Below are 12,491 nucleotides of genomic sequence, written 5' to 3'. Positions count from 1 at the left end.
CAAATACTGCAATTAACATATCCTCAATCATGCGTCCTCACAGGAGTAATTAAAAAAAGTGTGGACGAAGATGCGTCTACAGGCAGGATCACCAGCGGTCTTTCTTTTCCCGCGAACCTGATTCTAAGCGTCTCACTATCAATCGCCCGAAGGATGTCCCTGAAATATTTTCCGTTAAAGGCTACTCGAAAATGATCACCCTCTAGATGCTCCAAAGGAATCTCTTCTTTTACATCCCCAATTTCTGCAGTCTTGGACACTAAACTTAGCGTGTTAGAAGGAAGTACGCTGAGCATAACACTCTCACCAGCCAATATAGAAATACGTTCAACCACATGTAACAAACGGTCTGTCTTAACAATCACTTCGGAGAGATACGCTTTTGGGATTAAATTATTGACAGAGGGATAAGTTCCTTCTAGAAGGGCAGACTGAACCCTCAATCCATTAGAAATAAATCTGATCTGCTTGGGGCCTATTTCTAAATCGGTGCTGCTGTCTGCATCATCGCTTAATATTTTTAAAAGATCCTCCAGGCTGCTGCCCGGGATTACAACATCTAAAGGAATTGCACCGTAATCTTCTATGCTTTCAACAATATGCTGGGCGAAGCGGATGCCATCAGTGGCGACTACACGAATATTTCGCTTATCTATTTGAAGCAAAACTCCTGTGAGCACAGGTCTGGTTTCCGATGAAGAGACCGCAAAAACCACTCTTTTAAATATTTGCTTCAGGAGAGTGTTCTTCATGCTTATCTTTTGAATGTTTGGATGATCTATGTATTGGATTCTTGGAAACTCTGCCGCATCCATTCCACATAAACGAAATTGAGTGTTCCCTGATTGAATGTTTAGAATCAATGCCTCTTCGATTTCCAGCCTAATTAGTCCAGGATCAAGCTTACGAATGATCTCATAAAAATAACGCGCGGGAACTACGATCTCACCTGTGTTGTGCACAACCATCGAATCCATCTTCACAGGGAGCTTATATTCAATGGTCATTCTTATATTGCTGGCTGTTAATATCAGACCCTGAGTTTGCGCCTGAATAAGTATTCCTGAAAGAACACGTGAGGAACTATTCGCGGATATGGCTTTTAATGCTGCCTGTAATGCGGTACTAAGAGAATCTTTTGATACATGGATTAGCAAAGACTTCACCTAACTCTCCTTAGATTCCTTTACAAAATGCGCCTCAATAATGTTCCGAAATACTTGAGAGCGAGATGCGTTCTGATCCGCACAAGCCTGCTCTATCTCCTGCCAAACGTCCTCAGATAACGTCAAAGATACCTTTTTAGTTACACCAGTGCTTTTTCTACCCGCACCCTCCCGAAGACCTCCCCTTGTAAAAAGAAACCCCAACTGCCCATCTTTAGTAGCTACACCTACTTTAACTTTATCCTCGTTGTTACTTGCGCTATCGCTAGTGACTTTATCTTTAATTTCGCTAAAATTGCTCCTCTTGTGTACGCCTTCGAATTTATGATCACCCAATCCCTCGCACCTCCGTATTTGAATTTAGTAACTTAAATCAATGCATTCACTAATTTCATAATACCATAATCGCCATTAATCCACCACAAGTCTAACCACAAAAAAAACACCCCAAAGATCGGAGTGTGTGTGGTGGGCTAGGCATGAGTTTGGTATGCGTTGGGTATGAGTTGGGTATTGCAACGTTAACCCATGGATTTTTTATTTTGCTTAAATTTTTTTGTGAATGTATGAGTTAATTGCACTTTATACAACTATAAACAATACATAGTGCTGCCCGAGCGAAATAAGTGTATTCTCTGCAACTAAATTCATCGATATTAACAAATTAGTGTGAAAAGACTTCTTTTAACTGCACCAAATGCAACTAAAAGTGACTAAGCTTATTATCTCCTGCAAATAAGTGCATAAACTGCAACTATCCCGTTTACCCGCTCCCGGACACACGCACTCACCCTCATCACGCCACTAGCCCAACCTTCCTCCCCTCTCACTCACCATCTCCTAAGACTCCCTTCCCTACTCAACCCATTACCTTTACCGCAGAACTCCCTACTCATGTAAAAATAGCTCGCCTCATAACTCAACGCGCGGCACATATTAACATCTACTCTTCCGCCCGCCTTACCTAAACTACACTATCTCAGGATGTTCTGATAATTTGGTGGGAAGTCTGACTTTTGGGGGTCTTTTAGATGCTTGAACGATTCAAGCTTCACCTTAGGACCAGGAGAGATCCTAAAAGTCATGGTATCTTCTCCAACTGAAATATGTGGACCTACTGTAGGATATACGTTAAGTGTAATCAAGAAATCAAACCCACGGAAACCATTGAGCCGCTTCACCTCAGTCACATCCACAAAGTAAGGATAAACCATTGGCGATTCTCGCAGAAGCGGTGAATAAATATCTGCAATTTTTTTCTCAATATGGGGTAAAAGAAATAACATCAGCATGTCTTGAAACTTAAGTTCGCGAGAATCTTGATCTGGCAGTTGAAGTCCCGAATCAGACCTGGAGGGCGTTATAGATTGAGGTTGAATTAACCTATTAGCGGAGCAAGGTTGTGGCGTCAGAACAAGCATCACTGCGACAAGAAGGGGAGCAATCCAGCTTTTTTTCATCACAATAGCCTCCTTAGGGAACTTTATATAAATTCCCCAAAGAGACCCTATTTTTATACGTTAAATCTCAATCCTGTCAAAAAGAAAGGGTTCTCCCTTAAGATAATTTTTCAGGATCGCTAGCGCATAGGGCTGTTCTGCTTTTAGACCCTCAGTTTCCCTAGGATCGGATACGTGATGGCAATAATTTTCGATCATAACCATGACCGTAAAATTCTCTAAAGTCTGAACCCACTCCCCATCGAGCTTGGCGATACTTTCGTACCCCTTAATGACCCCTTCTCTTTGCAATGGATACAGTCCAAGAAGGGTATGTGCCACGTCATAAAGATAATACCCCCAACCACATCTTCCAAAATCAATCGGCCGAGGCTCACCCTCTTTAAATATGATATTGCCTTGATGTAAATCTCCATGGATAACGCCATAAGACCTTCTGTTCTTATTTTTATGCTGCTTGCTTAGCCAATTGTATAACTTCTCAGCTGCCGACTGATACAGCACAAACTCTTCATCCGTAAGAAAACAATGATAATGCAGCTTTAAACGAAGCATTGCTTTTCGAAAGCTATGTTCATCCCAAACAGGACGATTAAAGCCAGGGGGTAACTCCAGCTCCTGTGCCGCCTTATGTAGCTTGGCTAATAGAACACCTTCTTTGTACATTTGTTCTTCGGTAAGATTTTCATTCGCATGTTCCCCTTCAACCCAGCGCATTAAAGAGGCATACACGCCTTCTCCATTTCCCTGTTCCACTTTGAACGTTACAGCACCCGTGCGATCATGAACACCTTTTGGCAGGGGGACATCAATTTTGCTCCTTAAAAGCTCCAGCCACGCGATTTCGGAGTTAATTTCCTCTTTAGATCTCCCCGAATGAAGGCGCAGTAAAAAAGTTCCCTCTTTATTAGTTTCGATTACAAAGGTACAGTTATCCGATAGCTGGTTAAAACGAATCTGCGTCCAATCCAGGTCAAAGTTCTGAAGCGCTATTAAAGCTGCCTGCTTATAATTTTTTCTCATCGCAAAGGAAGGAACACTTCAGCCTCATCGGGCCAGGAAGGGTTCGCAATTTGATAGAATTCTATATCCAATCCACGATCATTACTCTGCAAACTGTTATTAAATTCTCGCTTCATTTCCGGCAATTCAAGCACTTGGACTTGGCCTTCAACATTCATATATAACCATCCCTTCAATGATCTATAAAAATGAAAACTATCTGAAAAAATATTTATCTTGAAAATATTTTCAGAAAACTAAATAATAGAAAAGCAATACTTACATGTCGGATCTATCATCTTAACCAAGGTGGAGCTTCATTACAGGCAGAAGAAAGGTTGAACATCGGCATCATGAATGCAATTCCAAACCTCAACAAGGCACAAACACGCAAAGAACGAGCAGGGAAAGAGCCCTTTCCCATCTCTATACTTTCTCTTACGGTAGGCGCTTTTGCGATTGGTATGACTGAGTTTGTTATTATGGGTATTTTACCAAATGTCGCCAACGATTTACAGGTTAGTATTTCGACTGCTGGCCAACTCATTACAATGTACGCACTTGGAGTGGCCGTTGGCGCACCCATCCTGACCATTCTCACGCAGCGCATTCCGCAAAAGAAACTGTTATGCCTTCTCATGATTCTTTTTATACTGGGCAACGGAATCTCTGTGTTTGCACCCAACTATACCGTTCTCATGGTAGCTCGTATAATTACAGCTTTAACTCATGGTACTTTTTTTGGGGTTGGCGCAGTCATTGCATCCAATCTTGTACAACCCAATAAGCGGGCCGGAGCCGTATCTATTATGATGGCAGGTTTAACGATAGCCAATATTGTCGGAGTTCCTCTAGGAACATTTATTGGACAAAGTATGGGCTGGCGGGCCTCATTTGCAGCGATTGCTGTCATGGGAGTCGCCGCGCTGATCGGCATCCTCATTTTTATTCCAAAGCTTAAACAAGAGAAACCAGCGAGTGTTATCCAGCAGATTGCTGCTCTGGCTAATCCAAAGCTGCTGCTATTCTTATTGATCGGGGCGTTAGGGAACGCCAGCTTGTTCACCGTGTTCACATATATTACTCCACTGCTTGAAGAAGTGACTGGTTTTGCTGAACATAGTGTGACTTGGATTCTAGTCTTATTCGGCTGTGGGGTGACCATCGGGAACATCGTTGGCGGAAAGCTTGCGGATTGGAAGCTGATGCCTTCTATCGTGGGACTTTATTTTGCAGTCAGTATGATTCTAACGATCTTTTCCTTCACGATGCATAGCCCAATAGCTGCGGTAATCACAATATTTTTCTGGGGTATGGTGTCCTTTGCGGTCATGCCAGGTCTGCAAATACGGATTATGAGTCTGGCTCAGGCAGCCCCTGCACTTGCTTCAACGACCAGCCACTCCGCCGGGAATCTCGGTAACGCAGCGGGTGCCTTTATTGGTGGTTGGGTTATTTCTCATCTAGCGATCACTTCGCTTCCTTGGGTCGGTGCGGTTCTAGTGGGCCTTGGTCTGGTATTAGGCATAGCTTGTTTTGTAGCAGAACGGAAAGAAAGTGTAGCGTAAGCTTTATAGATATTTATACAAAAAACGAGGGCGCTCCCAAAGTCATCATGGCTTGAGGCACCCTCGTTTTATATTTCAGAGGAACAATTCTGCTCTTCTAATCTTCAACATCTGCTTTGCACCTTTTTGAAATTCATAAGGAACCTCTAGTTCCTCTGCAGTAAATCCTTGTCTTACCAAATCATCAATAAGGCGGTCTAAATGCTCATACCTTTTGCAAGAAAGATCGACTAGTGGAAAGATTCGAAGCTCGCCTCTCGTCACCCGCATGAGTTCCTTAACAGTCTCTAGATGGAATTCATAGTCCAGCCGATCGCTGTACATAAATAGAAAGTGAGCAGATAATGTCAGATCAAATGCTTCATCCGCAAAAGGCAGATCCGGAAGTACCACAGGAACATAATGCTCCGGGGTTTGTTTTCGATCCTTAGTGCTGGCGGTTAAAGCTGCGTTTCTCGCTTCGGTCAGTCCCTCGATTGATTTAAAGTAGTTCCAAACGAAATTATCCTGTACTTTTTCCATTCCGGACATCGCATGTGCAATATCTAGAACCCCTTTGACTGCCAGCTCATCTTCAGAGTAATAGTAAGCAATATCAGCAGCCGTTACTTCACCACCCAACTGATTCGCTATTGCTGTAAAAGAGCAAGCACCCGCAGGACAATCCAGAATTCTCTGGCCGATAAGATCTGATTCCAGCAAATCAAACATACGTATATATTCCTCATAGGTCCTGCCAATAAAAACAATTCTCTCCAAATCAAGTTTTCCCTTTGCTCCGCTCATCTCAGCTCACCTTTCCTCTTCTATGCTCATCTACACTTCTACTTCTGTTTTATTATACGAATCAGGTAATCCATTAGAATACCCAAAATCAAAAACGTTCCAAAATGAATAATATAAGTTGGGAATCTGACGCTGATTAACGCACTATTGGTTTCCCATCTCGGATTATTTACATCAACCATGAAGCTTTCAAAAGGTTCTGTAAAGATCAGTGTATCTATAATAGGGTTCAAACGGACAAGAATAATATTCGCGATCCCCACCCCCAGATAGTCACTCAGACAGATGATGATACTTATAATCGAAAGCCAGAAACTGAATTTCCTCCTAAAAAACATCAAACACCGCCCTTTCTATTTTTTCTATTTCTTAACAATTCGTTTAAAATTCAAAATATCCTTGTCACGGTTAGTTCTTGTTTTAAAAAATGATACAATCTGGAGCTCGCTAGCTTGAGCGGATAATCTGAAAGTTTACATAGGATCCCACAGGTCATATCAATAACCTTCCCCTCCAGCTTCCGTACTATAGTTCCTGCCGGGGCTGGATTCAGCACAATCTCAGGAACAAGTGCCACGCCTAAACCACTTCCCACAAAATATTTCAGCGCTGTCATACTCCCAATCTCCATTGTTTCTAGTGGCGGCCCGCCTGATTCCTGCAGCACACTTTCTAATTTTTTGCGATAAGGACAATTCGCTGCCGTAATCAGTAAGCGATGACTCTGTAGATCCTCTGGGGTGATATGTTCCTTGGATGCTAGCGGATGCTCTTCTGGCAAAAGTAACAAGAATTCCTCCGCAAATAACGGTTCAAAATAAAGCTCCTTACCGAGCTCTGGTGCCGAACACACTGCCAAATCAATTTCACCACGCAGGAGTAATTCACTAAGTGCGGCGGTTCCCGCAATATCCACGGAGACCTTCACTTTAGGAAATTGCACCATAAACCTACTTAAAAGCTGCGGCAAACGATAGCTCGCCGTCGGGTCCGTTACTCCTAATCGCACGTTGCCAGCTTCTCCTATTTTTAAATCAGCCAAACGGCTCTCTAGTCGTTCCATATCTTTAACGATATGTAAGCTCTCTTCATAAAACAATCTGCCTGCTTCTGTTAAGCTGATTTGCTTACCCCGCTCAAGCAATTGACATCCCAGATCAGATTCAAGCCTTTGCATCTGCATCGTAACTGTAGATTGGGCATAGTTCAATTCTTCTGCGGCACGATTAAAGCTTCCGGAAGTTACGATTGTTTGAAAGGTTTTTATTGTTTTTAGATCCATCCTAGTGTCCTCCAGTGTTCAATTCAAATAAATTGAACCAAACCTTCATTATATTCAATTATACGAAATCCACTTTTCTCTATAGAATACTTTATATCAACAACATACGCCAACTTAAGGAGTGCATGAGGATGGATCTCAACAATAAAGTCGCATTAGTAACTGGTGGAGGGACTGGAATTGGCAAAGCTGTAAGCTTGGAACTATCCAAACGCGGGGCTCACGTCGTAGTGAACTATTCTAGATCTGAGGATGAAGCCATTGAAACCGTAAAGACAATTCTGAATCAAGGGGGGCAGGCTATAGCAATACAAGCCAACGTTTCTAAAGATCAAGAAGTGCAGAGTATGGTGGATTCGATTATTCAGCATTTCGGGACAATAGATCTGCTAGTGAATAATGCCAGTATAACTAAACATATTGCTCTCGGAGATCTGGAAAAGGCAACCGAGGAAGTATGGGATGAGCTATATGATGTAAATGTGAAAGGAATGTTTTTCTGCGCCAGAGCGGTTGCACCATATATGAATCATAAAAATTCAGGAGCCATCATCAATCTCGGCAGCATCGCTGGACAGACAGGCTTAGGCTCCTCCCTTCCTTATGCCGTCTCCAAAGCGGCTGTCCACGGTCTTACGAAATCGCTGGCACACGCGCTGGCTCCAAATATTAGAGTTAACTGTGTAGCACCGGGCGCCGTTGCTACTAGATGGTGGGCTGGACGAGAAGAACAGATGTATAAACTAGCCCCTAATCTGCTGCTTCAGCATATTTCAACCCCCGAAGATATCGCCCAGTTCGTCTGCGCTGCGCTAGAACAGGAAGCAATGACTGGACAGATCATTACCATAGATAGCGGACAAACATTGTAACAGCCAAAACAGCTAATGGTATGTCAGAACTACTTTTAAGTATCATTAGCTGGTTCTTACGTACCGTACAGGACGAAGTGAAGCGTTGATAGAATAATTGGGGAATTTCTCCCTAAAATTCTGAGTTTTCTGGTCATCCAACCAATAATTAGGGAAAACCTCCCTAATTATTAGCTAATTTACTGGCAAATAACGAATTCGCCTGATTTTTAGGGAGGTATTCCCTGATTTCGTTCATTTAAAGCAAATATCGGCTGTTTTCAGGGAGGTTTTCCCTAATTACTATATAGCCAACACTGTAGGAACCATAAATGCATCCGACATACCACATGCCTTCTCATAGCACGTACCACATGCCTTATAGAACGTTGCCACATAGTACACGCCTCTTAGAACGCACGTAGTACACCACAGTCTGTGGGTTAAAGTAAGAAGCTGCCCCAAAAGTAGAATTTTCTACTTTTAGGACAGCCTTTTCAGCATAACTATTAATGGAGATTCTTAGTTAGGTTCACTACCCCAGATCAGATTACCCGAGATATAGGCTGGCGCTTTTGTCCAATCTACAAAATTGGTATCAACCGCATTAAAGGAGTAATCTCCGGTTTGAGTGTAATTTGACCAATCCTCTTTAGCCACTCGCACTTGGATATCGATGCTCGCACCCGCAGCAAGTGAACCTGCTGCACTCGAGAATCCAAGCTCCAGATAATAATCCGCATCTGCTTTAGCCGTTGGCAGCTTCACAAACGTGCCCGTTACATTCGCGCTTCCAGCCTGTGACCAATCGCAGAAGAAGCTTTGTGCCTGCTCACCGTCAATTGTGTAATAATATCTTAATTTCACATCAGAAAGTGCAACAGCACTTGTGCTTGTATTCACCAGCTTAAACTTTGGATTTAGAGTATTTCCGGAAGCAGACACTGTACCGTTATACATCTGCACTTTCAGTGCTGCTGTAGGAGCTACTGACGTATCTGTGATGGTGACAACCAAGGATTGTGCGGCTCCTGCACTAAACTCAAAGGTCAGCGTTGTCGTTCCTACGGCTTGAGTTGCCAGATACTCCTTCTTGAGAGTGACTGTTGATCCACTTACCGTATAATCCGTTCCAGCTACGAGGGTTGCCGTTCCATTTTTGATCGCACTCAGCGTATTTCCGTTCAACGTCATAGTTACGGCGACGTCTGTCTGATTCGCTGTCTTCTTATCAAATCCGGCGCTTGTTGGCGTTATCGTGGAGTTGGATACTGGTGTTGTAGTATCCGTTACCGCTACCGCCAAGGATTGTGTGGCTCCAGCGCTAAAGCTGAACGTCAGCGTTGTCGTTCCTACCGCTTGTGTCGCTAAATACGTTTTTTTAATCGTCACTGTTGATCCACTTACCGTATAATCCGTTCCGGCTACAAGGGTTGCCGTTCCGTTCTTGATCGTGCTCAGCGTATTTCCGTTCAACGTCATAGTTACTGCAACGTCTGCTTGATTTGCTGTTTTCTTATCAAAACCTGCGCTGCTTGGGGTGATGGTCGAGTTGGATACTGGTGTTGTAGTATCCGTTACCGCTACCGCCAAAGATTGTGTAGCTCCAGCGCTAAAGCTAAACGTCAGCGTAGTCGTTCCTACCGCTTGTGTCGCTAAATACGCTTTTTTAATCGTCACTGTTGATCCACTTACCGTATAATCCGTTCCGGCTACAAGGGTTGCCGTTCCGTTCTTGATCGTGCTCAGTGTATTTCCGTTCAACGTCATAGTTACTGCAACGTCTGCTTGATTCGCTGTTTTCTTATCAAAGCTTGCAGTTATTGGCGTAATGGTCGAGCCTGTAGCTGGTGGATTTACAGGATCAGCATACAAGGTGCCTCGGCCATTCGTACCGAGATATACACGTCCATAGATTCTTGGATCCCCAGTAATCGCCATATTGATCTTAGCGTATTGGTGAGCATCGTCATTAATACGTACCCAAGTTGCGCCAACATCATCGGAACGGAAAACGCCCCTTACACCATCAATCTTCGCTACGGTGTACAATGCCATATAAGTTTGGCCCGGAGCAGCCTTACCATAACCAATAAGATCAGCTTCTTCTACATTCGTTAACTTCGTGAAGCTCGCACCTGAATTAGTGGAGTGCCATAGACCATATTTATTCTCAACCGTATTCCCTCCGGCGAACCAAATGTCGCCTTCAATACCTGGAACTGCCTTCATACTGATTTGGGCTTCATTCGGCTGTAATCCAGCCACATTATTGGTCGGGAAGCCCGAAGCTGCGGTGGCAGTAAATGTAGCTCCACCATCCACACTTACATAGAAAGTTCCTGCATAGAATCCATAATATTTGTTAGGATTCACGCGATCAGACGCTATCTTCGCCCCTGCCGGTAATCCTGCACTTGCTGTCCAAGAATTGCCTGAGGTTTTGGAGTAATAGACCCCAATATCTGAGGTGCTCCACAGAATGGAATTACCACTTGCAGAGACTGCCACTTGTCCATGGCCCACCGTTGTTTTGGTTCCATTTGAAGGCTCGGAGTTTGGCATATACCAGTTCACTCCACCATCGTTAGAGATACCAATGGACTTCATGCTTGGCGTTTTTTCTTTATCTGCACTGCCTACCCGCACCATATAGGACGGACTCAATTCAGCGTAGTCAATACTCATCGTTGTTGCCCATGAAGGACTGGTCTGGAATTTGGTTGGTGCTACCGACAAATCCTCATGACGGAAACCAGAAACGTCACCAAGTGCAGTGATCAAATGCGAAGTTCCAGTTGGCGGGCTAATTAGACCCAGCACTGCAGTTTCCTCCACACCTTTTGCCATGACTGAGATATTTACCTTGCCACCGGTATCCCATGAGGTCAAATTGTTCGAGCCATAAATTGTTGCTCCAGTGCCGTACATCATTCGATTCGAGTTAAATGGATCAATTTCCAAATCACCCATCATCCAGCCTAACTTCGGTGAAGGATCCAGGGATGTAGAAGTGGTTCCATGATCGAGCCATGGAGCGGCGGTGATATCCATACTGAACTTATAAGTCCGTTCTGGATAATTGCCCCAATCCCAAATGCGACTCCAAGTAGCGCCACCGTTGGTACTGCGGAAAATGACTTCATCAGGCCACCAGGCGTTTAAGCTGGATACCATCAATGTGTTAGGGTGCTGAGCATCCAGCGCCAATCCACCAAAGCCGTACCAATTATCTGTACCAGTCGTAGGACTGATATTGGTCCAAGCCCCACTAGTTTTGTTATATTTCCAAACTTCACCCTTACTACCATCATACGGTCCTACACCATTACTATAAGTAATATAGAGGTCGCCTGTGGATGACAGCTCGCCGTGATGTGGCAAGAAACCCGTAGGTTGTCCAGCCAGAGCTGTCCAGGTTACTCCACCATCTGTACTCCGATATACGCTGCTAGCCGTGTCGGCTACACCGACATAGATCGTTTGAGTAGCGTTGCCAAGTGTACCTGTACTCTTATCGAAAGTGATCCAAGACAATCCGACGAGATCATTCCCATAATCAAGTGTCGGATTCTGAATATACGTGCCTACATTTGGAAAAGAGGTTACCTTTGACCAAGTTACACCAGAGTCAATACTCTTCCAGAGACCGTTACCACTTCTAGCTCCAAAGTAGAGAATGTTGTTCTTATTGGGGTCGATGACTAGGCGTTCACCAGCGGAACGGCCCGGCATATTGCCACCTACTTTAAAAGGCAGTGGTGTGGTTTGCCAGGTGTTCCCCCGGTCATTAGAGCGCATAATCTGGCCATTATTATCCCAATGATTAGTATACGTACCCGTTGCCATGTAGACTTTATTAGGATCAATTGGGTCTGTAGCCAGAGCATCTACGCCATTCTTGTTCCAATCTACCCAGCCTACCGAGTCACTAATTGAGACCCAACTGGATGTAGCTTGATTCCAGCGATAGGCACCGCCAATATCTGTTCTGGCATAAATCAGATCCGGTTCAGTTTGATTAAAAATAATTCCGGGTACAAAGCCCCCGCCAGCTCCCGTTACAACGCTTTTCCAGGTGTAAGGTTCACTTGAGACTGCATGGGTAGTAGCTGGGAATGCAGAGAATAAAGAGCCTACCATCGCGCCAAGCAGGACCAAAAGTCCTGTTTTCCGGATACGGTTACGAATCACGTTTTACGCCTCCTACGATATAATTGGTTTGTTTATGCCTTCTTCTTACTCTATATCCCTGCTCCTCCCTCCCCCTTAATCCATACCTTTAGAACTTAGAATCCATTTTCTGATAACGCTTTCATTATAATGGTAAGGTTTTTCATTATCGAGAGAAAATGGTTATATTTTGCAGAAGATTG

General features: G+C 43.9%; 10 protein-coding genes. 2 read left to right on the top strand and 8 right to left on the bottom strand.

The window, feature by feature from the left end; all coding sequences use genetic code 11:
* Positions 1-23: 23 nt before the first annotated feature.
* The 5 genes from dnaN to MKZ16_RS12550 form a co-directional block, all read right to left on the bottom strand.
* Positions 24-1,166, bottom strand: a complete 1,143-nt coding sequence (dnaN, locus tag MKZ16_RS12570; RefSeq protein ID WP_076105483.1) for a DNA polymerase III subunit beta — start codon at positions 1,164-1,166, stop codon at positions 24-26.
* Positions 1,167-1,502, bottom strand: coding sequence for a hypothetical protein (locus tag MKZ16_RS12565; RefSeq protein ID WP_235219526.1), 336 nt, complete (start codon positions 1,500-1,502; stop codon positions 1,167-1,169).
* 638 nt (positions 1,503-2,140) lie between these two features.
* Positions 2,141-2,626 (bottom strand): DUF3888 domain-containing protein, encoded by a 486-nt coding sequence (locus MKZ16_RS12560; protein WP_256715508.1) that lies wholly within the window; start codon positions 2,624-2,626, stop codon positions 2,141-2,143.
* 60 nt (positions 2,627-2,686) lie between these two features.
* A complete protein-coding gene (locus MKZ16_RS12555) occupies positions 2,687-3,649 on the bottom strand; it encodes a phosphotransferase (protein ID WP_076105482.1) in 963 nt (320 codons plus the stop codon).
* Positions 3,646-3,807, bottom strand: coding sequence for a hypothetical protein (locus MKZ16_RS12550; protein WP_179089302.1), 162 nt, complete (start codon positions 3,805-3,807; stop codon positions 3,646-3,648). The genes MKZ16_RS12555 and MKZ16_RS12550 overlap by 4 nt, the downstream gene beginning before the upstream one ends.
* A 174-nt stretch (positions 3,808-3,981) precedes the next feature.
* On the opposite strand from MKZ16_RS12550, the gene MKZ16_RS12545 reads away from it, so the two are divergent.
* Entirely contained in the window at positions 3,982-5,196 is a 1,215-nt protein-coding gene (locus MKZ16_RS12545; protein WP_036686510.1) for an MFS transporter, read from the top strand.
* Between the two features lie 75 nt (positions 5,197-5,271).
* Here MKZ16_RS12545 and MKZ16_RS12540 read toward each other — a convergent pair whose 3' ends face one another.
* Together MKZ16_RS12540 and MKZ16_RS12535 are read right to left on the bottom strand one after the other, a co-directional pair.
* Entirely contained in the window at positions 5,272-5,982 is a 711-nt protein-coding gene (locus tag MKZ16_RS12540) for an SAM-dependent methyltransferase (protein ID WP_036685878.1), read from the bottom strand.
* A gap of 388 nt (positions 5,983-6,370) precedes the next feature.
* Positions 6,371-7,264, bottom strand: coding sequence for a LysR family transcriptional regulator (locus tag MKZ16_RS12535; RefSeq protein WP_076105480.1), 894 nt, complete (start codon positions 7,262-7,264; stop codon positions 6,371-6,373).
* A 131-nt stretch (positions 7,265-7,395) separates the two neighbouring features.
* Between MKZ16_RS12535 and MKZ16_RS12530 the strand changes: the two genes are divergently transcribed.
* Positions 7,396-8,136 carry an SDR family NAD(P)-dependent oxidoreductase gene (locus tag MKZ16_RS12530; protein ID WP_076105479.1) on the top strand — a complete coding sequence of 247 codons (741 nt, stop codon included), beginning with the start codon at positions 7,396-7,398 and terminating at the stop codon, positions 8,134-8,136.
* A gap of 501 nt (positions 8,137-8,637) precedes the next feature.
* Here MKZ16_RS12530 and MKZ16_RS12525 read toward each other — a convergent pair.
* Positions 8,638-12,258, bottom strand: a complete 3,621-nt coding sequence (locus MKZ16_RS12525; protein ID WP_339205411.1) for a X2-like carbohydrate binding domain-containing protein — start codon at positions 12,256-12,258, stop codon at positions 8,638-8,640.
* Positions 12,259-12,491: the final 233 nt, after the last annotated feature.

This window comes from Paenibacillus sp. FSL R5-0928 (genome assembly GCF_037970385.1).
In the GTDB taxonomy this organism is placed as follows: Bacteria; Bacillota; Bacilli; order Paenibacillales; family Paenibacillaceae; genus Paenibacillus_AQ; species Paenibacillus_AQ odorifer.
The sequence above is the reverse complement of the archived record's forward strand: the minus strand, read 5'-3'. Positions and strand labels throughout refer to the sequence as shown.